The sequence below is a fragment of the Kitasatospora sp. NPDC050543 genome (assembly GCF_044457565.1).
In the GTDB taxonomy this organism is placed as follows: domain Bacteria; phylum Actinomycetota; class Actinomycetes; order Streptomycetales; family Streptomycetaceae; genus Kitasatospora.
Window position 1 is genome coordinate 89,131 of record NZ_JBITGZ010000018.1, and the last position, 24,655, is coordinate 113,785.

General features: G+C 74.3%; 24 protein-coding genes and 1 tRNA gene. 18 read left to right on the plus strand and 7 right to left on the minus strand.

Annotated elements, in window-relative coordinates:
* The first annotated feature begins 5 nt into the window (after nt 1-5).
* From crcB (ACIBH3_RS22350) to ACIBH3_RS22370, 5 genes are all read left to right on the plus strand, one after another.
* Nucleotides 6-473, plus strand: coding sequence for a fluoride efflux transporter CrcB (gene crcB / locus ACIBH3_RS22350; RefSeq protein ID WP_396313788.1), 468 nt, complete (start codon nt 6-8; stop codon nt 471-473).
* Nucleotides 474-598: 125 nt separating this feature from the next.
* Nucleotides 599-919 carry a DUF190 domain-containing protein gene (locus ACIBH3_RS22355; RefSeq protein ID WP_396313789.1) on the plus strand — a complete coding sequence of 107 codons (321 nt, stop codon included), beginning with the start codon at nt 599-601 and terminating at the stop codon, nt 917-919.
* Nucleotides 916-1,290 (plus strand): fluoride efflux transporter CrcB, encoded by a 375-nt coding sequence (gene crcB, locus ACIBH3_RS22360; protein ID WP_396313790.1) that lies wholly within the window; start codon nt 916-918, stop codon nt 1,288-1,290. Before ACIBH3_RS22355 ends, crcB (ACIBH3_RS22360) begins: the two co-directional genes overlap by 4 nt.
* A gap of 1,225 nt (nt 1,291-2,515) precedes the next feature.
* Nucleotides 2,516-4,786, plus strand: a complete 2,271-nt coding sequence (locus ACIBH3_RS22365; RefSeq protein WP_396313791.1) for a DEAD/DEAH box helicase — start codon at nt 2,516-2,518, stop codon at nt 4,784-4,786.
* Nucleotides 4,787-5,003: 217 nt separating this feature from the next.
* Nucleotides 5,004-5,879 (plus strand): TIGR02452 family protein, encoded by an 876-nt coding sequence (locus ACIBH3_RS22370; protein ID WP_396313792.1) that lies wholly within the window; start codon nt 5,004-5,006, stop codon nt 5,877-5,879.
* Nucleotides 5,880-5,948: 69 nt separating this feature from the next.
* On the opposite strand, the gene ACIBH3_RS22375 is transcribed toward ACIBH3_RS22370, so the two are convergent.
* Nucleotides 5,949-6,260, minus strand: coding sequence for a hypothetical protein (locus tag ACIBH3_RS22375; protein ID WP_396313793.1), 312 nt, complete (start codon nt 6,258-6,260; stop codon nt 5,949-5,951).
* A gap of 188 nt (nt 6,261-6,448) precedes the next feature.
* Nucleotides 6,449-7,549: a hypothetical protein gene (locus tag ACIBH3_RS22380; RefSeq protein WP_396313794.1), complete on the minus strand. Its 1,101-nt coding sequence runs from the start codon at nt 7,547-7,549 to the stop codon at nt 6,449-6,451.
* Between the two features lie 125 nt (nt 7,550-7,674).
* Between ACIBH3_RS22380 and ACIBH3_RS22385 the strand changes: the two genes are divergently transcribed.
* Nucleotides 7,675-7,956: a hypothetical protein gene (locus ACIBH3_RS22385; RefSeq protein WP_396313795.1), complete on the plus strand. Its 282-nt coding sequence runs from the start codon at nt 7,675-7,677 to the stop codon at nt 7,954-7,956.
* Here the strand turns inward: ACIBH3_RS22385 and ACIBH3_RS22390 are convergent.
* The 4 genes from ACIBH3_RS22390 to ACIBH3_RS22405 form a co-directional block, all read right to left on the minus strand.
* The gene (locus ACIBH3_RS22390) at nt 7,855-8,571 is read right to left on the minus strand and encodes a YDG/SRA domain-containing protein (RefSeq protein ID WP_396313852.1); all 717 of its coding nucleotides are present in this window, start codon (nt 8,569-8,571) and stop codon (nt 7,855-7,857) included. The two genes, ACIBH3_RS22385 and ACIBH3_RS22390, sit on opposite strands and share 102 nt — an antisense overlap.
* A 46-nt stretch (nt 8,572-8,617) precedes the next feature.
* Nucleotides 8,618-9,355, minus strand: coding sequence for a tyrosine-protein phosphatase (locus tag ACIBH3_RS22395; protein WP_396313796.1), 738 nt, complete (start codon nt 9,353-9,355; stop codon nt 8,618-8,620).
* 84 nt (nt 9,356-9,439) lie between these two features.
* Entirely contained in the window at nt 9,440-10,189 is a 750-nt protein-coding gene (locus tag ACIBH3_RS22400; RefSeq protein ID WP_396313797.1) for an SDR family oxidoreductase, read from the minus strand.
* 100 nt (nt 10,190-10,289) lie between these two features.
* Nucleotides 10,290-11,489 carry a DNA glycosylase AlkZ-like family protein gene (locus ACIBH3_RS22405; protein ID WP_396313798.1) on the minus strand — a complete coding sequence of 400 codons (1,200 nt, stop codon included), beginning with the start codon at nt 11,487-11,489 and terminating at the stop codon, nt 10,290-10,292.
* A 238-nt stretch (nt 11,490-11,727) separates the two neighbouring features.
* On the opposite strand from ACIBH3_RS22405, the gene ACIBH3_RS22410 reads away from it, so the two are divergent.
* From ACIBH3_RS22410 to ACIBH3_RS22455, 10 genes are all read left to right on the plus strand, one after another.
* A complete protein-coding gene (locus tag ACIBH3_RS22410) occupies nt 11,728-12,423 on the plus strand; it encodes a DNA polymerase beta superfamily protein (RefSeq protein ID WP_396313799.1) in 696 nt (231 codons plus the stop codon).
* A gap of 161 nt (nt 12,424-12,584) precedes the next feature.
* Nucleotides 12,585-12,657, plus strand: a tRNA-Lys gene (locus ACIBH3_RS22415).
* 278 nt (nt 12,658-12,935) lie between these two features.
* Nucleotides 12,936-13,367 carry an SRPBCC domain-containing protein gene (locus tag ACIBH3_RS22420; protein ID WP_396313800.1) on the plus strand — a complete coding sequence of 144 codons (432 nt, stop codon included), beginning with the start codon at nt 12,936-12,938 and terminating at the stop codon, nt 13,365-13,367.
* Nucleotides 13,368-13,529: 162 nt separating this feature from the next.
* A complete protein-coding gene (locus ACIBH3_RS22425; protein ID WP_396313801.1) occupies nt 13,530-14,315 on the plus strand; it encodes a VOC family protein in 786 nt (261 codons plus the stop codon).
* Nucleotides 14,316-14,484: 169 nt separating this feature from the next.
* A complete protein-coding gene (locus ACIBH3_RS22430) occupies nt 14,485-15,234 on the plus strand; it encodes an HAD family hydrolase (protein ID WP_396313802.1) in 750 nt (249 codons plus the stop codon).
* Nucleotides 15,231-17,642 (plus strand): glycoside hydrolase family 65 protein, encoded by a 2,412-nt coding sequence (locus tag ACIBH3_RS22435; RefSeq protein ID WP_396313803.1) that lies wholly within the window; start codon nt 15,231-15,233, stop codon nt 17,640-17,642. The genes ACIBH3_RS22430 and ACIBH3_RS22435 overlap by 4 nt, the downstream gene beginning before the upstream one ends.
* Before the next feature lie 356 nt (nt 17,643-17,998).
* A complete protein-coding gene (locus ACIBH3_RS22440; RefSeq protein WP_396313853.1) occupies nt 17,999-19,711 on the plus strand; it encodes a pyruvate dehydrogenase in 1,713 nt (570 codons plus the stop codon).
* 73 nt (nt 19,712-19,784) lie between these two features.
* Nucleotides 19,785-20,387 carry a helix-turn-helix domain-containing protein gene (locus ACIBH3_RS22445; protein ID WP_396313804.1) on the plus strand — a complete coding sequence of 201 codons (603 nt, stop codon included), beginning with the start codon at nt 19,785-19,787 and terminating at the stop codon, nt 20,385-20,387.
* Between the two features lie 100 nt (nt 20,388-20,487).
* The gene (locus tag ACIBH3_RS22450; protein ID WP_396313805.1) at nt 20,488-20,706 is read left to right on the plus strand and encodes a DUF6126 family protein; all 219 of its coding nucleotides are present in this window, start codon (nt 20,488-20,490) and stop codon (nt 20,704-20,706) included.
* A 243-nt stretch (nt 20,707-20,949) separates the two neighbouring features.
* Nucleotides 20,950-21,372 (plus strand): DUF2690 domain-containing protein, encoded by a 423-nt coding sequence (locus ACIBH3_RS22455; protein WP_396313806.1) that lies wholly within the window; start codon nt 20,950-20,952, stop codon nt 21,370-21,372.
* 115 nt (nt 21,373-21,487) lie between these two features.
* Here the strand turns inward: ACIBH3_RS22455 and ACIBH3_RS22460 are convergent, their stop codons facing one another.
* A complete protein-coding gene (locus tag ACIBH3_RS22460) occupies nt 21,488-22,927 on the minus strand; it encodes a PLP-dependent aminotransferase family protein (RefSeq protein ID WP_396313807.1) in 1,440 nt (479 codons plus the stop codon).
* Nucleotides 22,928-22,977: 50 nt separating this feature from the next.
* Between ACIBH3_RS22460 and ACIBH3_RS22465 the strand changes: the two genes are divergently transcribed.
* Together ACIBH3_RS22465 and ACIBH3_RS22470 are read left to right on the plus strand one after the other, a co-directional pair.
* Nucleotides 22,978-23,490, plus strand: coding sequence for a carboxymuconolactone decarboxylase family protein (locus ACIBH3_RS22465; protein WP_396313808.1), 513 nt, complete (start codon nt 22,978-22,980; stop codon nt 23,488-23,490).
* 167 nt (nt 23,491-23,657) lie between these two features.
* Nucleotides 23,658-24,494, plus strand: a complete 837-nt coding sequence (locus tag ACIBH3_RS22470) for an isocitrate lyase/phosphoenolpyruvate mutase family protein (protein ID WP_396313809.1) — start codon at nt 23,658-23,660, stop codon at nt 24,492-24,494.
* The last annotated feature ends 161 nt before the right edge of the window (nt 24,495-24,655 follow it).

Consider the following 24,655-nt stretch of genomic DNA (forward strand, 5'->3'; position numbering starts at 1 on the left):
GGGACATGAGTTCGCAGGAGTCCGTACGGGCGCCGGCCGGGCCGCTGCCGCGGCGGCGGCCGCCGGTGTGGCGCGGGCAGGGGCCGGCGGTGGCGGTGGTCGCGGTGGGCGGTGCGCTCGGGGCGGCGGCCCGGTACGGCGCCGGACTGCTCTGGCCGACGGCCCACGCGGCGTCGTTCCCCTGGACCACGCTGCTGGTGAATGTGACGGGGTGCGCGGTGATCGGCGTCTTCCTGGTGGTGATCACGGAGGGGCGTCCGGCGCACCCGCTGCTCCGGCCGTTCTTCGGCACGGGGGTGCTGGGCGGCTTCACCACGTTCTCCACGTACGCGGTGGATGTGCGCGGCCTGCTGGTGGCGGGCCGGCCGTTGCTCGGCTTCGGCTACCTGGCGCTGACGCCGCTCGCCGCGCTGGCGGCGGTGTGGGCTGCGGCCGGGCTGACACGTCGTCTGGTGCTGGGGCGGGTGCGGTGAACGAGCGCGGGCGCGGGCGCGGTCGCGGTCGCCGCCACGGGCCGGCCTCGGGGGCAGGTACGGCCGGGGCCGGGGCCGGCCAGCGGGAGTCCGGGGCGGCCAGGCTCGGCGGGCCCGCCCTGCGGGTGACGATCTTCGTGGGGGAGGACGACACCTGGCACCGTCGGCCGCTGTACAGCGAGATCGTGCACCGGGCGCGGGCGGCGGGGCTGGCGGGTGCGAGTGTGTTCCGGGGCATCGAGGGCTTCGGCGCCTCCTCGCTGGTGCACACCTCACGGCTGCTCTCGCTGAGCGCGGACCTGCCGGTCGCCGTGGTGATCGTGGACCGGGAGGAGCCGGTGCGGGCGTTCCTGCCGCAGCTGGAGGAGCTGGTGGCGGAGGGGCTGGTGATGCTCGACCACTGCGAGGTGGTCCGGTACGCGGGGCGGCCGGCGGTGGGCGGGTGAACTGGTTGCTGGTGGTGGCGGGCGCGCTGGTCGGCGCGCCGCTGCGGTACCTGACCGACCGCGCGGTCCAGTCGCGGCACGACTCGGTGTTCCCGTGGGGCACGTTCACGGTCAACCTCGTGGGCTGCCTGGTGCTGGGGCTGGTCACCGGTGCCGTGACCGCCGGGGCCGCGTCCTCACGGGTCCAGCTGCTGCTCGGGACCGGGCTGTGCGGGGCGCTCACCACGTACTCGACGTTCTCGTACGAGACGCTGCGGCTGGCGGAGGGCGGGGCGCGGCTGTACGCGGCGGCGAACGTGGTCGGCAGCGTCGTGGGCGGGCTGGCCGCGGTGTACGCGGGGGCGGGGCTGGCGCGCGGCATCTGGGGGTGAACCCGGGCGGGGCGTTGCGGGGCGGAGTGCTTCCGGCCCGGCCCGGGCTGCTGCGCCCCGGTCCCCGGCCCGCCACCCTCCTGGGCGCGCGCCCGTGTCCCCGTCGGTCGCGCGCGCGTTGGGCACCGGAAGCGGCCGTCTGCAGCGAGCGGCCTGGCTGGGCGGTGGAGAGGGAGCTCGTGACGACGATTCGTTCGGTTCGGTCAGGTCGGTCAGGTCGGTCGGCGCCGGTGGGTCAGGTGGTGCAGCTGGTGCAGTCGGGTGAGGCGGCCCGGGCCGCCCGGCGGGCAGCGTCGGCGCGGGCTCGGCGGGTACGGGCCGTGGCGGCCCTGGCGATGGCCGGCCTGGGGCTGACCGGGTGCATGTCGGTGGGCGCCAGTTCGGACCAGCACGGGACGGTCCCGGTCGGGCAGGTGGGCCCGTCCGGCAAGGCGGGTGGCGCCTCCGCCGGTCAGACGGCGGGCAAGGCGGCCGGGGGGCGTACGGAGCACACGGGCGGCGCGCAGGGTGAGAGCAGCAGCGTGGCGTCGGTGGCGACCCCGGCGGCCGGCGAGGGCTCCGGGGTGCCGGGCGGGACGGGCGCGGCGGTCGGCGCGGTGCCGGTACCCGGTACGGCGCCCGGTGAGGCCGGCTCGGGGGCCGCGACGGCAGGCAACGCCGCCGGGGGCGCGGGTGCCGGCGTGAGCCCCGTGGCGCACCCCGGCGGCGGACCCACACCCGCCCCCTCGGCCGGCGGGGGCAACAGGGCGGGCGGCACGGGCGGTTCCGGCACTACGGGCGGCTCCGGCGGCAACGGTGGCCCGGGCGGTACCGGCGGCGGTGCGGGCGGGGTCACCGCGGGGCCCGGCGGGGGCCCGGCGGCTTCACCGGCCGCCAGCCCCAGCGCGGCCCAGCCCAGCGCGAGCCCGGCCCCCGAGCACTCGGCATCCGCCCCGCCTGCCACATCAGCCCCTGAGCCGTCGCCCAGTAACTCCGGCAACTCCGGCAGCTCCGGATCATCGGCCTCGAGTCCGGGATCGGTCGGCCATTAGCGATCTGGCCAGGACATTTGCCTTTGATCCCGAGGTTCGTCTATGGTGGTAGATCGTTAGTTTGATCCATTTGATTGGCGCCCTATTCCCATCTGGCGCCCTTGGCGCGTTCCGGCGATCCGTGGCTGACCGCATAGAGGCGGTTGTGAACAGAACCCCGGACTTAGGCGCGTGCCACTTCCGGAAGGTTTTGCATGTCTCTCGTTGACGACGACCGCTTCGCCATGCCCGCGAGCGAGTCCGCCGCCGATGTCCCCGCCACCACCACCTCCGATGTCGAGACCGTCGACGTCGCCGAGATCGCCGAGATCGCCGCGGTCGAGGTCGAGACCGCCGCGGCCGACGAGGTCGAGGTCGAGGCCGAGGAGCTCACCGAGCCGGCCGAGCCCACCGTCACCTTCGGCGACCTGGGCCTGCACGACGACGTCGTGCGTGCCCTCGCCAAGCGCGGCGTCACCACCCCCTTCCCGATCCAGGCCGCGACCATCCCGGACGCGCTGGCCGGCAAGGACGTCCTGGGCCGTGGCCGTACCGGCTCCGGCAAGACCCTCAGCTTCGGCCTTCCGCTGCTCACCCGCCTCGCCGGCGGCGAGCGCACCAAGCCCAAGCACCCGCGCGGCCTGATCCTCGTCCCGACCCGTGAGCTGGCCATGCAGGTGGCCGACGCCCTGGAGCCGTTCGGCTCGGTGCTCGGCCTGAAGCTGAAGGTCGTCTGCGGCGGTACCTCGATGTCGAACCAGATCTACGCGCTGGAGCGCGGCGTGGACGTCCTCGTCGCCACCCCCGGCCGTCTGCGCGACCTGATCAACCGCGGCAGCGCCAAGCTCGCCGACGTCCAGATCACGGTCCTCGACGAGGCCGACCAGATGGCCGACATGGGCTTCCTGCCCGAGGTCACCGAGATCCTCGACCAGGTGCCGGCCGGCGGCCAGCGCCTGCTGTTCTCCGCCACCCTGGAGAACGAGATCGACGGCCTGGTCAAGCGCTACCTGACCAACCCGGTCACCCACGAGGTCGACCCGTCGGCCGGTGCGGTCACCACCATGACCCACCACATCCTCGTGGTGAAGCCCAAGGACAAGGCGCCGATCACCAACGCGATCGCCGCCCGCAAGGGCCGCACGATCATCTTCGTCCGCACCCAGATGGGCGCCGACCGCGTCGCCGAGCAGCTCATCGAGGCCGGTGTGAAGGCCGACGCGCTGCACGGCGGCATGACCCAGGGCGCCCGTACCCGGGTGCTGGGCGACTTCAAGGACGGCTACGTCAACGTCGTCGTCGCGACCGACGTCGCCGCGCGTGGCATCCACGTCGACGGCATCGACCTGGTCCTCAACGTGGACCCGGCCGGTGACCACAAGGACTACCTGCACCGCTCCGGCCGTACGGCCCGCGCAGGCCGCTCCGGCGCCGTCGTGACGCTCGTGCTGCCGCACCAGCGCCGTGGCGTGTTCCGTCTGATGGAGGACGCGGGCGTGGACGCCTCGCGCCACATCCTCGACCACGCCTTCGACCCGGAGGTCGCCAAGATCACCGGCGCTCGCTCGCTGATCGAGGTCCAGGCCGAGAGCGCCGCCGGCATCGCCGGTGCCGCCGAGCGTGAGATCGCCGACATGACCCGCCAGCTGGAGCGCGCGCAGCGTCGCGCCACCGAGCTGCGCGAGGAGGCCGACCGCCTCGCCGCCCGTGCGGCGCGCGAGCGGGCCGAGCTGGGCATCGAGGACGAGGCTCCGGCCGAGTCGGCGGAGCCGGCGCAGGCCTCGGCCGAGTCCGCTGCCGAGACGGTGGCCGCTCCGGCCGCCGCCGAGGAGCGCGTGCCGGCCTACCGCGAGGCTCGCGCCGAGCGTCCGTCCTACGGCGACCGTGACAGCCGTGGCGGCTCCGGCCGTGACCGTGACGACCGTGGTGCCCGTTCGGGTGGTTTCAACCGCGATGACCGTGGCGGCCGTTCGTTCGGTGACCGTGACAACCGTGGTGGCGGCTTCAACCGTGACCGTGACGACCGTGGTGCCCGTTCGGGTGGTTTCAACCGCGACGACCGTCCGGCCCGTTCGTTCGGTGACCGTGACAACCGTGGTGGCGGCTTCAACCGTGACCGTGACGACCGCGGCACCCGTTCGGGTGGTTTCAACCGCGACGACCGTCCGGCCCGTTCGTTCGGTGACCGTGACAACCGTGGTGGCGGCTTCAACCGCGACCGCGACGACCGCGGCACCCGCTCGTTCGGCGACCGCCCGGCGCGCTCCTTCGGTGACCGTCCGGCCCGCCCGTTCGGCGACCGTGACGAGCGCGGCAGCAGCAGCCGTCCGTTCTCCCGTCGGGACGACCACCGCTCCGGTGGCCGCCCGCAGGGTGCCGGCGGTGGCTTCAACCGCGATGACCGCGGCGGCCGTTCGTTCGGTGACCGCGACAACCGCGGCGGCAGCTTCAACGGCGGCGACCGCAAGCCGCGCTGGAAGAGCTGACGCTCGCTAGCTTCCGGACTCCGGGCCCGTTCCACTTCGGTGGGGCGGGCCCGTTGTCGTCGTACCCCTGCTGCGGCACTGCTGCTGTGCTGCCGCTGCTGCGGCGTCCGTGCTGCGGGCCGTGTCCTCGGTGTCCGGCCTCGCTGTCGCGGCCGTTGTTCTGGGGGTGAGAATAACCGGTGGCGGATGTGCGGCGGGTGCGCGTACGGTCTCGGGCATGAACAGACTGCATCAGGTAGCCGTGGTGAACGAGGAGATCGCCGGCCAGGGGTTCTACAGCGCCGCCGGGGGAGAGTTCGTCGAGATCCGGGAGCCGCTGGCGGTCGCACGGGCCGGTACGCGCTCGTACGCGCCCGAGGGGCTGGACGAGTTGCTGGCGAAGGGGGCGCCGGGCCCCGGCGCGAAGGCGGTCGAGGTCACCGCCGAGGGGAGCATGCAGGCCGCGCGGCGGCTGGTGGCGGCCGGTGCGGGCCGGGTCGGGGTGCTGAACTTCGCGTCCGCGCGCAACCCGGGCGGCGGGTACCTGCGGGGAGCCAAGGCCCAGGAGGAGGACGTCTGCCGCAGCGCGCTGCTGTACACCTGCCTGCTGGAGGCGCGCGACTACTACGAGGCGCACCGGGCCTCCAGTGACCTGCGGTACAGCCACCGGGTGATCTTCTCGCCGGGTGTGCCGGTGATCCGGGGCGAGGCGGGCGAGCTGCTGGCGCAGCCGTACGAGGTCGCGTTCCTGACCTCGCCCGCGCCCAACGCCGGCCAGCTGGAGCTCCGCCGGCCCGGTACGGACGTCAGCGGGGTGCTGGAGGAGCGTGCGCTGCGGGTGCTCGCGGTGGCGGCGGAGCACGGCGTCCGGGAGCTGGTGCTGGGCGCGTGGGGCTGCGGGGTGTTCCGTAACGACCCGGCGCAGGTGGCGGCAGCCTTCGACGCGGCCTTGGAGCGGTACGGCGCGGCCTTCGACCGGGTGGTGTTCGCGGTCTGGGACCGCACACCGGTGTCGGCCAACCGGTCCGCGTTCGAGGCCCGCTTCGGCGCGGCGTCAGGCGCCGGGGCAGGTGCGACGTCAGGTACGACGTCAGGTGTCCGGCGTGGTGCCTGAGACGTGGGGGTGAGACGCGGGACGTGCGGTTTACGGCGCGGCCGCGGTGCGGCCGCCCGGCCGTCGGGGTCAGTCCCGGCGGTTCGCGGCGGCGGTCACGGCGGTGGAGGTCGCGGCGACCACCCCGGTGACGGTGAGGACGGCCGGCCAGGCGCCGATCTTCTTCGCCAGTGGGTGTGAGCCGCCGAAGGCCGCCACGTACAGCCCGGTGAGCGCGGCGGCACCGGCCGTGCCCACCTGGCGCTGCCACTGGACGGCGGCGGTGGAGCCCGCCGCCGCGAGTACCGCGCCGCCGAGCTCGCGCCTTCCGCTCCAACGGGCCACGCCGTAGCCGCCGATCAGGCCGGTCGCCGCGACGAGCGCGGTCGGGATCTTCGCCATCGTCCACTCCAGGATCGGGCCGACGGGCCGGGCTCTCCGCCCGACCCCCGATGTTCCGGCCGCTGATTGCTGCTGCTCTGCTCTGCGCTGCTCGTCCGACGATAGCCCGGCTGCGCTCGCCCGGGCCGGGCCGGGCGCGTGACCTTGGGCTGCGCCCCCGGGACCGGCCCGGCCTTCCTCCACCCCCGTCACTGACCGAACTGCGAGCCGGGTGCCGCCTTCGCCAGCAGGGCCGCGGCCTCGGCGGCCGGCAGGACCCGCTCCAACACCAGGTCGCCGGCGATGGCCGGGATGAGCCGGCCGGCCGGCCAGCTCCGCTCGTACGGCGGCGGATCAAGCACCAAAATGCGGATGCCGTCCACCACCGGGATGTCGATCGGCGCGCCCTCGTTCCAGATCCACGTCCCGTCCATGGCGACCAGGTTGAACGAGCCGCCGGTGAGCAGGCGTCGGCCCGGTGCCAGATCGGTGTCCCGGGACACGGCCACGACCTCCGGGTCGGGCGCCGTCCCCGGCAGGTGGCCGCCGCCGATCAGCACATCGGCCAGCAGCGTGTGCAACTGGAAGGTGTCGGTCAGCCCGCTCATCCGCAGCCGGTATCCCGTGCCGGTCGGCCGGTGCAGCACCAGCAGTGGTTCGTCGTCCAGGGTCTTCGCGGAGTGCACCAGGCACTTCATCTCGGGCCCCACCTCGCCGTAGCTGCTGGCCAGTTCGAGCAGGACCTCGCGGACGCCGTGCGCGGCGGCCGACAGCCGGACGGGCGCGTGGGCGAGTACGGCGTTGGCGGCCATCTCCCAGAGGTGGACGGTCCACCAGCCGGTCACGGCCCGCTCGGCCCTGGGCGAGGCCGGTCCGCCGAGCCGGGCCATGGCCTCACCCGGGTCGTCCTGCTCGGGATCGGGGAGTTCGCCGCCGCCGGTCCGCTTCCACAACTCAGTGAGCAGCAGCGCGGCTTCGAGCGCCCGGCGCGTCCCGCCGAGGATCGGGCCGGCGCAGGCCAGCGGGTCCGCGCCGCGTTCGACACAGGCCCCGGTCATCACGGCCAGGAAGGCCCTGGGCCAGGCCGGCACCTCGCCGAGCAGCCCGGCCAGCCGTGGCCCGGCCTCGGCGGCCTCGGCCGGCCCGGCGCCCTGCAACGCCTGCTGCACCGGCCCGACGGCGGCCTCGAAGGCCGCAGGGTCCCCGCTCACGACGGCGTGCTCCAGCGCGTCGATCACCGCCCCCATGGCGCTCTGGCCCGCGGCAGCGGTCTCGGTCCTGTCGTTCGAGTGAATGGGATCGGACACCATCCAGGCAGCATAGGCGCGCCGCCGCCGCGCGCGTACCGCCGTCCCACCGGCTGCCGCCCAGATTGCCTGACAGATCGTGAGGCGAACTGCCCACTCCGGTCAGCCCGGTGATCCATACTCGCGCGGTGACCGCCGCCGAGCGCGCCAGTCACCACGCCACCGGCCACGCAGTTGACCACACCACCGGGACCGCCCTGCGCGTCAGCCCGCCGGCACTCGTCTTCGACCTCGTGTTCGTCTTGTGGATGTACGACGCCTTCAGGCACCCCCACCCAGTGGTGACACCTGGAGCGGGTGCAGGAGGTCTAGTCGTGCGGCCACCGCTCTCGATGGTGCTTGAGGAACGTCGGTCGAATCTCGTGGCGCTTGTCTCGACGCAGATCGCCCACCAGCGCATGGTTTGCTGAACGGTCCACCACGTTGAACTCGGCATCGATGTAGATGGCGCCGAGATCAAAGCGGACATGGCAATTCGGGCAGAGGCAGAGAATGTTGGACTCAATGTCGGGACCGCGATGCGGCTTGCCGAGGGCCCTGATGTGAGCGCCCTCGCTATAGGGGGTGCCGTCGGGTCCAATGAGGCGTACTGCACAGACCTGACAGGTGTGGTTGTGCCATTCCTTGACCCGACGCGCGACCGCGGATGAGCGCACTATTCGTTGCACCGAGTACGTCTTGCTGGCGGGCAGCTCGGCGTCTCCCTCGGGGGAAAGGAGCGCTGCCGCGAAGGCATTCTCGATCGGTGACAGCTCCTGCTGGATATAGGGCAGGCGACTGATCTTGAATTGGCAGATGGTGTATTCAGAGCGCCCCTTGACCTGGAGCGCAGAGTTGATCTGGTAGAGGCCGTCGTAGCGGTAGCCCTGAGAGGGGGAGTAGAGCGGGTCTCCTTCGCTGCCACGGATGATCCTTACCGGATAGCCCTTCTGGTAGCTGCGGAGCAGTGCCGCATTTCCCTTGTTCTCCCAGTCTTGATCAGCAATCCGTGGGCCACCACCGGCGGGCCGGCGATGGTAATCCAGTGCTTAGAAATCGCCGCGATTGTCCGATTTGCTGGACTTCGTTTGGCTATTCACCGGTCAGGGACTCACGCAGAGCGGCGAGCTCCGGGTCCGTCACGCCGTGGAAGCGCAGGTAGGCGGGGATGGAGGTGTGGTGGGTGTGGATCCAGTGGAGGGAGGAGTGGAGGAGGGCGGCGGTGACGGGGCGGGAGGTGCGTTCGGCGCCGGATTCGTCGATGTAGGGGGTGGGGCCGGCGAGGAGGCCGAGGCCGGCGTTGGAGTGGAGGTAGTCGGCGGTGATCTCGGTGGCGGAGGCGCCGAGGAGGGACTGGATGACGGCGATGGTCAGGCCGGTGCGGTCCTTGCCGACGGCGCAGTGGACGAGGGCGGGGAGGGCGCCCGGGGTGGCGAGGTGGCGGACGGTGGCGGCGATGGAGGGGCCGCCGTGCTCGGCCATGAAGGGGTAGAGCTCGGCCTGCTCCTCGGGCCACGGGTGGTCGCCACCGGTGCGGTCGGCGGGGAAGGTGGGGAGGTTGAGGGCGACCGGGTCGAGGCCGTGGTGGAGGTCGGGCCGGGTCTCCAGTTCGGCGGGGCTGCGCAGGTCGATGACACTCCGCACGCCCAGGGCCTTGAGCCGCTGCGCGCCCTCGGGGGTGAGGTGGTGGAGGGAGCCGGAGCGGTAGAGGCGGCCGGGGCGCAGCGCCCCGATGCCCCCGGCGTCGCGGAAGTTGCGGACGCCGGGGATGTCGATGAAGGCGGAGGCGGCGTCGTCGGCGGGGGCTGCGTCGGGCTCGCGATCGGTCATGAGGCCAACGGTAGGCGCGCGGGCCCGGCCGGGCGGGCAGATCGGGGAAGTGGGAGGAGGGCGGTTGGGAGGGAGGTGGCCGGGTCAGCGGCCGCCGGCGACATCGATGAAGGCGCCGGTGGAGTAGGAGGAGGCCGGCGAGAGCAGGTACAGGATGGCCTCGGCCACCTCCTCGGGCTGCCCGCCTCGCCCCATCGGGAGGTTCGGCGCCACTCGGTCGACGCGGCCCGGTTCGCCGCCCAGGGCGTGGATGCCGGTGTGGATCAGCCCCGGGCGGACGGTGTTGACCCGGATGCCCTCGCCTGCCACCTCCAGTGCCAGTCCGCGGGTCATCGAGTCGATGGCGCCCTTGGACGCCGCGTAGTCGACGTACTCGTTGGGTGAGCCGAGCCGGGACGCCGCCGAGCCCACGTTGACGATCGCGCCGCCGCGGCCGCCGTACCGGGTGGACATCCGGCGGACGGCCTGGGCCGCGCACAGGAACGGGCCGGTGATGTTGGCCGCCCAGATGCGGGTGAGCCGCTCCTCGTCGAGGGCGTCCAAGCGGGACTGCTGCTCCAGGGTGCCGGCGTTGTTCACCAGGGCGGTGAGCGGGCCGAGTTCGGCGTCGATGGTGGCGAAGAGCCGGTCGACCTCGGCGCTGCGGCTGACGTCGGCCCGGACGGCGATGGCCGTGCCGCCGGCCGTCCGGATCCCGGCGGCCACGGCCTCGGCGGCCTCGGCCTCGGCGCGGTAGTTGACGCAGACGTGGTAGCCGCGCAGGGCGGCGAGCCGGGCGGTGGCGGCGCCGATACCACGGCCGGCGCCGGTGATCAGTACGACCTCGCTGGACATGCCCCGACCGTACCGGAGCGGCCTTCGGCCCGTGGCCGGCCGGGGGATCGGGCGCCGGGGGCCCGCCGGGGATCAGGTGCCCGCGGTCGGCCGCCGGGGATCAGGCGCCCGCGGCGCGCAGGGCGGCGATCTTCGGGGCCCGGCTCTTGGGCGAGTCCAGGCTGAAGCGGCGCGCGTCGCCGAGCTGGTCGCGGACGAAGGCCTCGGTACGGGCGACGGCCTCGCGCAGCGCCGCGTCCGGCGGGACGAACAGCTGGTGGACGATCTCCCGTTGCTCGGTGTCGTACTCCCAGAACCCGACGATCCGGCCGCGGTCCAGCACGATGTGCGTCTGCGGGTCGGCCTCGGAGCCGAAGCTGTGCCCGGCCCGGGAGGCGGGGACGGAGCGTTCGGCGTCGGCCGGGTCGATCAGGCGGGGCAGGTCGCGGTGCAGCAGGTGGATGCCGTCGATGCCGGCCAGCAGGGTGTACTGCGGCTCGGCCGGGGTGGTGAAGTCCGCGAACTCCTCGGCCAGTTCGGGCAGCATCAGCAGCTCGGTACCGGGCAGCGGGATCAGGCCGCTCTCGGCGGCGGCCGTCCTGGCGGTCGCGGCGGTGAAGCCGGAGAACCAGCGGAAGTGCTTGAGCGAGGCCGGGCCGGCCCAGGAGAAGTACCGGCGGGCGAGGTCGGCGGCGGTGCCGGCGACCGGTTGGTCCCAGCTGACGTAGCCGTAACGCTGCTGGTCCAGGCGGCCGTTGACGGGCACCCGGCGGATCTGGCCGCGCGCTTGCATCAGGCCGAGCGCCAGCGGGAGGGTGGTCGACTGGCCGCGCTTCCTGCCCGCCTCGCCGAGGCCGCGCACGGCGTCACCAACCACCTGCCTGATCGCGAGGGGTTCCAACGGGGTGTCGGGGGTGAGGGCGTGGGTGATGGCGAGGGCGAGCTTCTCGACCTCGTCCCTGGTCACCCCGAGGTGCTTCGCCGCGGCCGCCAGCTCGCCCTCGGGGGTGCCCGCGCCGACGGCCAGGCCGAGGGCGAAGTCACCGGCCGGCAGGACGTAGGTGCAGCCGCGGGCGGACGGCAGCTCGTGCACCTGGAGCGAGGCGATGGCCGCGTCCACCGCCTCGCGGGCCAGCCCGGCCCGGGCGAACAGGCCCAGGTACGGGCCCGCTCCGCCCACCGAGCGGGCCCAGCCGGTGGCGGCCAGCACCTGCTGGGCGGTGGCCCCGGCGCGGGCGCCGTCCAGCCACTGCCGGTGCGCCCACCAGGCCCTGAGCTTGGCGGTGGGGATCTCGGGGTGCGCCAGGGGAGCGTTCGCCATGGGGTCAGTATCGGCGCCGGGCGGCTGGGGAGGGGGCAGCGACGTACCAGGAGGGGGCGGCAATTCGGCGGCGCCGGCAATTCGGTGGCCGCGAGCGGGCCGGACGGGCAGACTCGGCCGTCACCGGTCGGCACCGGCCGTACCGGCACCGGCCGTACGGTGCCCCGTGGCTGATGCGGGGAGACGAAACCGGGAGGCGAAACCGGTGGACAGAGCCGGTAGACGAAGAGGAGGCGGCATGCCCGAGAACGTCCTGCTGAGCGGCATCGTCGGCTCCACCGCGTACGGCCTGGCGCACGCCGGTTCGGACGTCGACCGGCTGGGCCTGTTCGCCGCGCCCGCCGAGGAGTTCCACGGCCTGGGGCGGCCCGCCGAGTCCCATGTGACGACCGCCCCGGACCGCACGCTGCACGAGGCGGCCAAGTGGTGCCGCCTCGCGCTCGGTTGCAACCCGAGCTCCTCCGAGCTGGCCTGGCTGCCGCCGGAGCTGTACGAGGTCCGCACGCCGCTCGGTGAGGAGTTGATCGCCATCCGCGGTTCGTTCCTCAGCTCGAAGGCCGTCCGCGGCTCCTATCTCGGGTACGCCGAGCAGCAGTTCAGGAAGCTGCGGACCCGCGACACCGCGGACCGCGCGGGCCGGGCCAGGGCGGCCAAGCACGCCCGGCACCTGGTCCGGCTGCTGGAGCAGGGCACGCGGCTGCACGAGAGCGGTGAACTGGTCGTCCGCCCCGCCGAGCCCGAGCGGGTACGCGAGCTGGGCGAGCGGATCGCGGAGCGGCCGGAGCTGGCGGCCGAGCTGCTGGCGGACGCCGAGCGGCGCTTCGACCGCCGCGGTGTGCTGCCCGGTGCTCCGGACCCGGCTCCGGCGGAGGCCTGGCTGCGCCGGGTCCGGGCCGCCCACTACACCTGGGCCGCGGACCCGGTGGCCGGCTGACCGGCCGCGCCGTCCGGACGGCATCGCAGCGGGCCCCGGGCCGCTCCGAGCCGCTCCGGGCACCCGGCGCGCCCTGGCAATCCGCTGGCCAAGGCCTGGGCCGTACCGGGTAGGATCACCCCGCAGGCGCCGTACCGCGACAGCGGGGGGTGCAGGTCGGCGGGGCGCTAGCTCAATTGGCAGAGCTGCGGACTTTTAATCCGTAGGTTGTGGGTTCGAGCCCCACGCGCCCCACAGATTTTCCCGGCACTCGACGCGTCCGATGCGTCCGGAGCCGACGCGACGGCACCCCGGCCATGCTCCACGGCCGGGGTGCCGCGCTGTCTCGTTCTGTCCCGTCCCGCTGCTGCATCGGCCTGCACCAAGTGGGGGGCGGGGAAGCCAGGTTGGTCCTGGCCGCGGCGACGCTGCCGGGAACCGGGGCCCTGGCGGGGGCTCGGCCAGGGCGTGCGGCGGCTCGCGGCGCGTGCCAGGCTGGCCGCGAGGGGGCCGGGAACCCTGGAGGCGTGTCCATGACCGAGATCGCGATGCAGATCGACGTCGCCGCACCCCGCGCCGTCGTGCTGGCCGCGCTGAACACCCACGACGGGCTGATCAGCTGGTGGACGACGGCCGTGGACCGTGACGGTGAGGTGCTGCTGTTCGACTTCCCCGGGGTGCCCGAGCCGTTCCGGCTTCGCCGCGAGCGGGCCGACCTGGAGCGCGTGGTCTGGGCGAACGTCGGTTCCTTCCCGCCGCACTGGGCCGGCACCTGGATCAGCTGGGACCTCTCCGACAACCCGGACGAGCCCGGCCGGACCCGGCTGCTGTTCCGGCACGGCGGCTGGCAGCCGGGCACCGAGGAGGGCGTGCCGATGGTGGCCGGCACCTGGGCCGAGCTGCTGGTGCGGCTGAAGGACTACGCGCAGAGCGGCAAGAGCCAGCCCTACTTCGTCAAGAAGTGAGTCCGCACGGTCAAGAAGCAGTGAGTCCGGGCCGGGCATGGCCGCCCGCCCGCAGCTCCGTCCGGTGGCGGGATCTGGGCCGCGCGACGAAGGTGGGCCGTGTGGACCGTCCGCCGTCCGGACGTGGCGCGGCGGCCCGGACCCACCGCTAGGAGGACAGCAATGCCCGTAGTCACCTCTCCGTACCGGCCCGGCACCCCCTGCTGGGTGGACCTCATGGTCAAGGACCAGCAGGCGGCCCTGGACTTCTACCGCGACCTGTTCGGCTGGCAGGGCGAGGTGGGCCCGGCCGAGTACGGCGGGTACGCGGTCTGCGCGCTGAACGGGAGGCCGGTCGCCGGGATCATGGCCGCGATGCCGCAGGAGGGCCGGCCCGAGCCGCCGACCGTCTGGACCACGTACCTCGCCTCGGACGACGCCGACGCCACCGGCCGGGCGATCGCCGAGCACGGCGGCACGATCATGTTCCCCGTCACGGACGTCGGGACCACCGGCCGGATGCTGGTCGGCGCGGACCCGACCGGCGCGGTGTTCGGTGTCTGGCAGCCGCTGGAGTTCTTCGGCGCGCAGGTCGTCAACGAGCCCGGCGCGCTGACCTGGAACGAGCTCAACACCACCGACGTGGAGGGCGCCGGCACGTTCTACCACCGCGCTCTCGGGCTGCGCCCGGCCACCATCCAGGGGATGCCGGGCTACTACTCGCTCAACGTGGGGGACCGCACGGTCGGCGGTGCGCAGCCGGTGCCCGACTACCTGCCGGACGGCACGCTCCCGCACTGGATGGCGTACTTCTCGGTCGACGACTGCGACTCGACCGTGGACGCGCTGGTCAAGGCCGGCGGCTCGGTGATCCAGCCGCCGTTCGACATGCCGGCGGGCCGGATGGCGGTGGTCCAGGACCCCCAGGGCGCCCTGTTCGCGCTGATCGCCTCGCCCGACTCCCCCTGAGCCCCCGCCCGACTCCCCCTGATCCCCGCCCGGGCCCCGCCCGCCCCGCCCGGCCCCCCGCCGCGGCGGGCCTGCCGAGCCCCCGGTGTCCCGCACCCCCGCCCCGGCGGCGCTCCGGCGCCGCCGGCCCCAGGGGGTACCGCCACGATTCGGGAGTAGGACCGCACACATGCTGGGTCTTCCGGACGACATCCGCGCCTTCCTCTTCGACCTCGACGGTGTGCTCACCCAGACCGCCGAGGTCCACGCGGCCGCCTGGAAGGACACCTTCGACTCCTTCCTGCGCGCCGAGGCGGCCCGTACGGACGAGGAGTTCGTCCCGTTCGACGCCGTCGCCGACTACGACACCTACGTCGACGGCCGGCCGCGCCTGGACGGCACCAGGGCGTTCCTGCGCAGCCGGCGCATCGACCTCCCGGAGGGCGGCCCCGACGACCCGCCGGGCACCCGCAGCGTGCACGGGGTGAGCACCGCCAAGAACGACACCGTGCTGCGCATGATCCACGACCAGGGCGTGCAGCCGTACCCGGGCTCGGTGGAGTACGCGCACCGGCTGCGGGTGCTCGGGCTGCCCCGGGCCGTGGTGTCCTCCAGCGCCAACTGCCGCGACGTGCTGCGCGCGGCCGGGATCGAGGGGCTCTTCGACGTGGTGATCGACGGGGTGGTGGCCCGGCGCGAGGGCCTGCCGGGCAAGCCCGCCCCCGACACCTACCTCGCCGCCGCCAGGGCGCTGGACACCCCGCCCGAGCACGCCGCCGTCTTCGAGGACGCGCTCGCCGGGGTGGCCGCCGGGCGGGCCGGCGGCTTCGGCGCGGTGGTCGGCGTCGACCGCACCGGGCAGGCCGAGGAGCTGCGCCGGCACGGCGCGACCGTGGTGGTGCGCGACCTGGCCGAACTGATCCCGGGGGAGGAGCCGTGACCAGCCAGGACAACTTCACCGTCGACCCGTGGCAGATCGTCGAGCACACCCTGGACCTGACCGGGCCGGCCCGCGCGGAGTCCGTCTTCGCGCTCTCCAACGGCCATATCGGCCTGCGCGGCAACCTGGACGAGGGCGAGCCGCACGGCCTGCCGGGGACGTACCTGAACGGCGTGTTCGAGCTGCGCCCGCTGCCGTACGGCGAGGCGGGCTACGGCTACCCGGAGTCCAGCCAGAGCGTCATCAACGTGACCAACGGCAAGATCATCCGGCTGCTGGTGGACGACGAGCCGTTCGACCTGCGCTACGGCGAACTGCACGGCCACAGCCGGACGCTGGACTTCCGGGAGGGCGTGCTGCGCCGTCAGGTGGAGTGGACCTCGCCGGCCGGGCGGACGGTGCGGGTGACGTCCGCCCGGCTGGTCTCGCTCACCCAGCGCGCGGTGACGGCCGTGGACTACCGGGTGGAGGCGGTGGACGGTCCGGTCAGGATCGTGCTCCAGTCCGAGCTGGTGGCCAACGAGCAGCTGCCGCAGGCCGGGGCGGGCGATCCGCGGGCGGCGGCCGCGCTGGAGGCCCCGCTGATCGGCGAGGCGGCCCACGCCGCCGGGACGAAGGCCGTCCTGGTGCACCGCACCCGCTACAGCGGGATCCGGGTCGCGGCCGGGATGGACCACCTGATCGAGGGGCCGGGCCGCCTGGACAGCACCGCCGAGAGCACCGACGACCAGGGACGGATCAGCGTCACCACGGTGCTCAGCCCGGGCGAGCCGCTGCGGCTGGTCAAGTTCATCGCGTACGGCTGGTCGGCGACCCGCTCGCTGCCGGCCGTCCGGGACCAGGTGGAGGCGGCCCTGACCGCCGCCAGGTACACCGGCTGGGACGGCCTGGCGGCCGAGCAGAGCCAGTACCTGAGGAGCTTCTGGGACGCCAGCGACATCGAGATCGAGGGCGACGTCGAGCTCCAGCAGGCCGTCCGGTTCGCGATCTTCCACGTCCTCCAGGCGGGCGCCCGCAGCGAGGAACGGGCCATCCCCGCCAAGGGGCTGACCGGCCCCGGCTACGACGGGCACAGCTTCTGGGACACCGAGGCCTTCGTGCTCCCGGTGCTCACCTACTGTCTGCCCGCGGCGGTCAACCAGGCGCTGCGCTGGCGGCACACCACCCTGCCGCTGGCGCGCGAGCGGGCCACCCAACTCGGCCTCGCGGGCGCGGTGTTCCCCTGGCGGACGATCCGCGGCGAGGAGTGCTCCGGCTACTGGCCGGCCGGCAGCGCAGCCTTCCACATCGGCGCGGACATCGCCTCCGCCGTGGTCCGCTACATCCGGGCCACCGGGGATCTCCAGTTCGAGCGGGAGTACGGGCTGGAGCTGCTGGTGGAGACCGCCCGGATGTGGCGTTCACTGGGCCACCACGACGCGATCGGGCGGTTCCGCATCGAGGGCGTCACCGGCCCCGACGAGTACAGCGCGATCGCGGACAACAACGTCTACACCAACCTGATGGCGCAGACGAACCTGCGGGCCGCCGCCGAGGCCGCCACCCGCAACCCGGACGAGGCCGCCGCCCTCGGCGTCGACACCGAGGAGGCCGCCGCCTGGCGGGACGCCGCCCGGGCGATGTTCATCCCCTTCGACGCCAACCTCGGCGTGCACCCGCAGGCGGACGGCTTCACCGACCACCAGCTGTGGGACTTCGAGCACACCCCGCCGGAGAAGTACCCACTGCTGCTGCACTACCCGTACTTCGACCTGTACCGGAAGCAGGTGGTCAAGCAGGCCGACCTGGTGCTCGCCATGCAGGTGCGCGGCGACGCCTTCACGGCCGAGCAGAAGGCCCGCAACTTCGCGTACTACGAGCGGCTCACCGTCCGGGACTCCTCGCTCTCGGCCTGCACGCAGGCGGTGATCGCCGCGGAGGTCGGGCAGCTGGACCTGGCGTACGACTACACCGCCGAGGCCGCCCTGATGGACCTGCACAACCTCGGCGGGAACACCGGGGACGGGCTGCACATGGCCTCGCTGGCGGGTGCCTGCATCGCGTTGGTGGCGGGCTTCGGCGGCGTGCGCGACCAGGGCGAGCACCTGTCCTTCCGGCCCCGGCTGCCGGCCGGGCTGCGCCGGCTGACGTTCTCGATGCTGGTGCGGGAGAAGCTGGTGCAGATCGCCATCACGCACTCCGGGACGACGTACACGCTGCGCCAGGGCACGGAGCTGAAGTTCAGCCACGACGGGGAGGAGCTGCTGGTGAAGGCGGGCCGGCCGGTGCACCGGCCGACGCTGGCGCCGCCGCCGCAGGAGCGCTGCGTCCAGCCGCCGGGCCGCGAGCCGGCTCGTCGGCACGCCCAGCCGGGCGTGGCCAGCGGAGGCACGGTCGGGTCGGGGCCGGACCACCTGGCCGCGGAGTAGGGCCGGCGCAGGCGGGTGGCGGTGAGCGCGCGGTGGTGAGGCGTGCGGCGGTGAGCGCGCGGTGGTGAGGCGTGCGGTGGGGCGCGGCGGCGCTCACCCGTCCGGGCGCGCCCGGGGTGCGGCACCGGCTCGGGCGCCGGAGGGTGTCGGTGCGGTGCGACCACGTCGCCGTACGACCGCGCTGCCGTACGACCGCGCTGCCGTACGACCGCGCCGCCGTACGCCCGCGTTGCGGTGTGCGACCGCCGTCAGGTGCCTGCGCGCGAACGCGGTGCGGTCGCCGAGACGCGGTCGCCGCGGTGTGGAGCGATCACAGGCCCGAGGAGGAGTGCCCCGTGGTGAGTGTGGCCGAGCAGATGGTGGAGGTGCTCCGGCAGGCCGGGGTGGAGCGGGTCTACGGCGTGGTCGGGGACAGCCTCAACCCGGTGGTCGACGCGATCCGCCGGACCGAGGGCATCGGCTGGGTGCATGTCCGCAACGAGGAGGCCGGGGCGTTCGCGGCCGCCGCCGAGGCGGAGCTGAGCGGCCGGCTCGCGGTCTGCGCCGGCTCCTGCGGCCCCGGGAACACGCACCTGATCCAGGGCCTGTACGACGCCCAGCGCAGCGGACTGCCGGTGCTGGCGCTGGCGTCGCACATCCCGTCCGGCCAGATCGGCACCGGCTTCTTCCAGGAGACCCACCCCGAGCGGGTGTTCACCGACTGCAGCACGTTCTGCGAGATGGTCTCCACGCCCGCCCAGCTGCCCCGGCTGCTGCGGGTGGCGGTGCAGCACGCGCTCGGCGCGCCCGGGGTGTCGGTGCTGGTCTTCCCGGGGGACGTCGCCGCGCTGCCGGCCGCCGGGCCGACCGGCAGCGGGCAGTTCCTGACCGAGCAGGCGGTGGCGGCGCCGCCCTGGTCGCAGGTGCAGGCGCTGGGCCGGGCGCTGAACTCCGCCCGGAGGGTGGCGCTGTTCTGCGGCGCGGGCACCCGCGGGGCGCACGCCGAGGTCATGGAGCTGGCGGCGGCCGTACAGGCGCCGGTCGGGCACTCGCTGCGCGGCAAGGAGTGGATCCAGTACGACAACCCGTACGACGTCGGGATGAGCGGGCTGCTCGGCTACGGCGCCTGCCACCAGGCGCTGCACGAGGCGGACCTGGTGGTGCTGCTGGGCACCGACTTCCCGTACGACTCCTTCCTGCCACAGGCCCGCACCGTCCAGGTCGACCACGACGCCACCCGGCTCGGCCGCCGTACGCCGCTCGAACTGGCCGTGCACGGCGATGTGTCGGCGACCCTGCGGGCCGTGCTCCCGCTGCTGGAGCACAAGGACGACCGCACCTTCCTGGACGACATGCTGGACCGCCACCTGCGGGCGCTGGAGGGGGTGGTCGGCGCGTACACCAGGGACATCGAGAAGCACCTGCCGATCCACCCCGAGTACGTCGCCGCCGTGCTGGACGAACTGGCCGCCGAGGACGCGGTGTTCACCGTGGACACCGGGATGTGCAACGTCTGGGCGGCCCGCTACCTCACCCCGAACGGGCGGCGCCGGGTGATCGGATCCTTCCTGCACGGTTCGATGGCCAACGCGCTGCCGCACGCGATCGGCTCCCAACTCGCCTGCCCCGGGCGTCAGGTGATCTCGATGTCGGGCGACGGCGGGCTGGGGATGCTGCTCGGTGAGCTGCTGACCGTGGTCAAGCACCGGCTGCCGGTGAAGACGGTGGTCTTCAACAACGGCGCGCTCGGCATGATCAAGCTGGAGATGCTGGTCTCCGGCTACCCCGAGTACGAGGTCGACAACGGGGACGTGGACTACGCGGCCATCGCCCGCGCGATGGGCGTACCGGCGAAGCGGGTGACGGACCCGGCCAAGGTGCGGGAGGTGCTGGCGGAGGCGCTGGAGCGGCCCGGGCCTGCCCTGGTGGACGTGGTCACCGATCCCAACGCGCTCTCCATCCCGCCGCGTATCACCGCAGCCCAGCTGAGGGGCTTCGCCCTGGCGGCGGGCCGGACGGTGCTCTCGGGCGGCGTGGGGAAGATGGTCGACCTGGCGCGCAGCAACCTGCGGAACATCCCGCGGCCCTAGAAGGCTCACCGGTCGGTTTGCCTCTGGGGCAAATTTCTTGCCCGACGGGCAGAAGGGGGTGTCCACTGGAGGCATGACCACCAGCTCACCGGACGACCAGGAGGTGGCCGGCCTCGCGGCCCGGCTGCGTGAGCAGCGGTTGAGCAGTCGCCTCACGCTGGAGGCCGCCGCCGCGCGCGTCGGGCTCTCCACAGCGTATCTCTCCCGTCTGGAGACCGGCAGACGGCAGCCGTCGCTGCCCGTCCTGCTCGGCCTCGCCCGCGCGTACGGCAGCACCGTCTCGGGGCTGCTCGGCGAGGCGCCGGGTGATCCGGACCCGGTGGTGCGCGGTGGCGCGATCGAGCCCGGCAAGGCCGGCGGCTGGGGCTACCGGCGGGCCGGCGCCCCGGGCCGGGCGATGCAGGCCCTGCGTGTACAGGTGCCGCCGGGCCTCCAGGACGAGGTGGTCCGGGTGCACCCCGGTGAGGAGTGGCTGTGCGTGGTCCGGGGCCGGCTGCGGCTGACCCTCGGCGAGCGGGTCCACCTGTTGGAGGAGGGGGACTCGGCGCACTTCGACTCGCTCACCCCGCACTGCATCGCCGCCGAGTCCGGGGACGGCGTCGAGCTGCTGTTCCTGCACACCCTGCTGCAGAGCCCCGGCGGTGAGCTCTGCCTGGGCGGCGGGACGCCGCACTGAACTCCACGCCCGCGCTTCTGCGGGTGCGACTCCACCGATCCGACCCATCGTCACGACTTCCCGGGTGGCCGCGTGCCGCCCGGAAGGAAGGAGGCCCTCCATGAACGAGTCCGCCGCTGCTCCCGCCGGGTCCGCCGGGTCCGCCACCGCCGGGCCGGTGGCCGGCGCCGCCGAGGCGCTCGCGCCCGCCACCATCGACGCCGGCAAGCGGGCCAATCGCCGGGTCGGGATCAGGGTCCTGATCTACATGGTCGCCACGCACGGCTTCGCGGGCTTCATCATGCTGCTGTTCGAGGTGGGCTCGCGTCACAAGGGCTGACCGGGCCCCCGGCGCCGGCCCCATGCCGGCCCCATCCCGGCCCCATCCCGGCCCCATCCCGCACCGGATCCGGCACCCGGGTCCGGTGTGGGCCGGGCGGAGGCGGGCGAGGGCCGCAAGGGCTAACGCCCGCACCCCGCCCGGCGCACGGTCGGCGCGGCCCCGCGCCACCGCCTCGGCCGGTGCGGCAGTCTGAGGCGCAGGGGCCGTTCGCCCCCGAAGGCCGGGCCCTCAGGAGGAGTCGTGGGAACTGTCAGGAAGCCGGTGGCCGCCGGCGCGGTACTCGTTCTGGCCGCGGCGCTCATGGCGGCCATCCCGAGCCCCGCCCGCGCCGCCGCCGGCTGCACCGCGGGCGGCTGCCACGGGCGGGACCCGTCCGCCACCGGCTGCGCGAGCGGCGCGAGCACGGCGGTGTCGTTCGCGGGGGCCTCGGTACGGGTGGAGCTGCGCTGGAGCGCCGGCTGCCGGGCGAACTGGGCCCGGGCCACCGCCGCGCCGGCGGGCCACGTCCTGTTCGTCGAGAACGAGCACGGCGCCCGGCAGTCGCTGACGATCCCCCGAGGGCGGAACACCAACTTCACGGCCATGGTGGACGGTTCGGGCCGATCCCGGGCCTGCCTCGGGATCGCCGACAGTGACGTCCTGTCCTGCACCGGCTGGCGCTGACCGGGACGGGCGCCGCGTGCGGGTCGGCCGCGCGTGTGGGCGCGCAGGGTGCACGCGCAGCTTGCACCGGCAGGTCGCACGGGCAGGCCAGGGCGGGCAGGTCAGGGCGGGCAGGTCAGCGCGAGGGGCGGCCGAGCGGTTCGAGGAGCGTGCACAGGGCGTCCAGCGCGCCCGCGAAGGCGTACTCGGGCGGCGTGCCGTAGCCGATCACCAGGGCGGGCGCCGCCCGCGGTGCCTGTCGGGGGTCGTCCAGGCAGTCGGCGAGAGCGCCCACGGCCAGGCCCGCCGCCGCGGCCCGTGCCAGCAGCTCGGCCTCCGGCGGTGCGCCGTCCGGCAGTTGGAGCACCGCGTGCAGCCCGGCCGCGATGCCGGTCACCCGTACGTCCGGCGCGCGTTCGGCGAGTGCCGCGACCAGCCGGTCCCGTCGGCGCCGGTAGTGCAGGCGGCAGCGCCGTACATGCCGGTCGTAGGTGCCCGAGGTGATCAGCTCGGCCAGGGTGAGCTGGTCCAGCACGCCGGACTGGCCGTCGGCCAGTGTCTTCAGACGGGCGAGCGGCTCGACCAGCGCACCCGGCAGAGCCAGCCAGGCGATCCGCAGCCCGGGCGCGAGGCTCTTGCTGGCCGTCCCCGCGTACACCACCCGCTCCGGGTCCAACCCCTGCATGCTGCCGACGGGTTGGCGGTCGTACCGGAACTCGCCGTCGTAGTCGTCCTCGATCACGAAGCCGTCGCGCTCCCGCGCCCACTCCACCGCCGCCTGCCGGCGGGCGGCCGGGAGCGGCGCACCGAGCGGGAACTGGTGCGCGGGGGTGAGCAGCACCGCCCCGGCGCGGCTGCCGGCGAGCAGGTCGGTACGGGCGCCGGCCTCGTCCAGCGGCAGCGGCTCGGTGGCCGGCCCGGCGAAGCGCGCCACCTCGCGGTGCCGCGGCAGCCCGTACGCCTCCACCGCCAGCGTGCCGGTGCCGCGATCGGACAGCGCGCGGCCGAGCAGGGCGAGCCCCTGGGTGTACCCGGAGCAGAGCAGGATGTGCGCGGGGTCGGTGCGCACCCCGCGGACCCGGGCCAGGTAGCCGGCCAGCGCGCGACGCAGCTCGATCCGGCCGAGCGGGTTGCCGTAGCCGAACGCGTCGTGCGGGGCCGTGGCCAGTGCCCGGCGGGCGGCGGCCAGCCAGGCGGTACGGGGGAACAGCGAGAGGTCGGGGCGGCCGGGCCGCAGGTCGTAGCGGATGGCCGGCCCGCTGGCGGGTTCGGCGGGGCAGGAGACGGGGCGGGAGGGTGTCGCGCGGGCGGCCACCGTGGTGCCGGACCCCCGGCGGGAGGTCAGCCAGCCCTCGGCGGCCAGCTGGGTGTACGCCTCGACCACCGTGTTGCGGGCGACGCCGAGGTCCCCGCCGAGGGCCCGGGAGGAGGGCAGCCGGGTGCCGGGGGCGAGCCGGCCGTCCTGGACCGCCTCGCGCAGCGCGTCCTCAAGAGCGGCCCGCAGGCCGAGACCGCGCGCCCGCCGCCCGGTGAGGTCGAGGTGGAGGTCGCCGCCGAAAGTGGACCAGGATTCCATGGCTCAAATGAACCACACTGCCGGTCCAGTCTGCTTCTAGGTTGGACTCCATGACGACGAACTACACCACCACCGCCACTGCCGCCACCACCACTGGTAACCCGGACGCGCTGGTGCCCGCCCCCGCGCAGCGGATCTCCCTCCCCGACCTCACCCCGGGCTTCTACAAGGCCATGTACGGGCTGGACCGCGCGTCCCGCGAGGGCGTCGACCCCGTGATCGCCGAGCTGGTCCGGATCCACGCCTCGGCGATCAACGGCTGCGCCTACTGCCTCGACATGCACACCACGGACGCGCTCAAGGGCGGCGAGCGGGACCACCGCATCCACTCGCTGCCCGCCTGGCGCGAGACGCCGTGGTTCACCGCCAGGGAGCGGGCCGCCCTCGCCCTGACCGAGTCCGTCACCCTGCTCACCGAGGGCCATGTGCCGGACGCCGTCTTCGACGAGGCCGCCCGGCAGTTCGAGCCGGCCGAGCTGGCGCAGCTGATCGCGCTGATCATCACCATCAACGCCTGGAACCGGATCGGCGTCACCTCCCGGCTGAGCCCCGCCCCCCGGTAACAGCCACCCGGCGGTTCCCCGGCGGCGGTTGCCTGCCGCGGTCCCGCCGGCGGCGTTCGCCGGCCCGCGCCCGCCCGTCGAGGCGCCGCCCGGTGCGGGGAGAGCGTCGCCCGTGCGCGTCCGAAATCCGCCAGACCTCACCCCGACGGACTGAGAGGCTCTCCTCCATGACGACGACTCAGCAGAGCAAGGCCCGACTCCTGCACCGGCTGCACCGCGCCGGTGACCCGCTCGTCCTCGCCAACGTCTGGGACGCGGCCGGGGCGCGGCTGGTGGCCGCCGCCGGAGCCGGCGCCGTCGCGACCGCCAGCGCCAGCGTCTCCTGGACCCTCGGCTTCCCGGACGGTGATCGGGCCGACCTCGCCGCGGTGCTCGCGCAGACCGCCCGGGTGGTCACGGCGGCCGGCGAACTGCCCGTCACGGCCGACCTGGAGAGCGGCTTCGCCGAGACCGCCGCCGGGGTCGGCGAGAGCGTCACCGCGCTGCTCGCCACCGGCGCCGTCGGGGTCAACCTGGAGGACGCGCTGCACGGCGGCGCCACGCCGCTGCGGCCGGTGGCGGAGGCGGCCGAGCGGATCGCCGCCGCCCGCGCGGCGGCCGACGCGGCGGGCGTGGAACTGTTCGTCAACGCCCGCACCGACGTCTACCTGCTGGCGGTCGGTGACCCGGAGCAGCGGCTGGAGGCGGCGCTGACCCGCGCCCGGGCGTACCTGGACGCGGGCGCGAGCGGGATCTTCGTCCCGGGCGTCGGCGACCAGGAGACCGTCGCGGCCCTGGCCGAGGCACTGCCGGCGCCGCTGAACGTGATGGCCGGGCCGGGCGCCCCGGCGGTGCCCGAGCTGGCGAAGCTGGGCGTGGCGAGGATCAGCCTCGGCCCGGGCCTGGCCAGCGTGGCGTACGCGGCGCTGCGCCGGGCGGCGGAGGAGGTCTACGCGACCGGCACGTACGGCGCACTGTCCGGCGGGCTCTCCTACCAGGAGCTGAACCAGCTGCTGGCGGATTGAGCCTGCGCCGGCCGGCCCTGCGCCTGAGCCCTGCCGTCCAGCCCTGCCGTCCAGCCCTGCCGTTCAGCCCTGCCGGTGTGCGGCGAGGTGCTGGACGCCCCGGGCGGGGGTACCGACGACCGGGAGCGGCACCCGAAGGGCCGGGCGGTGGGAGCACCCTC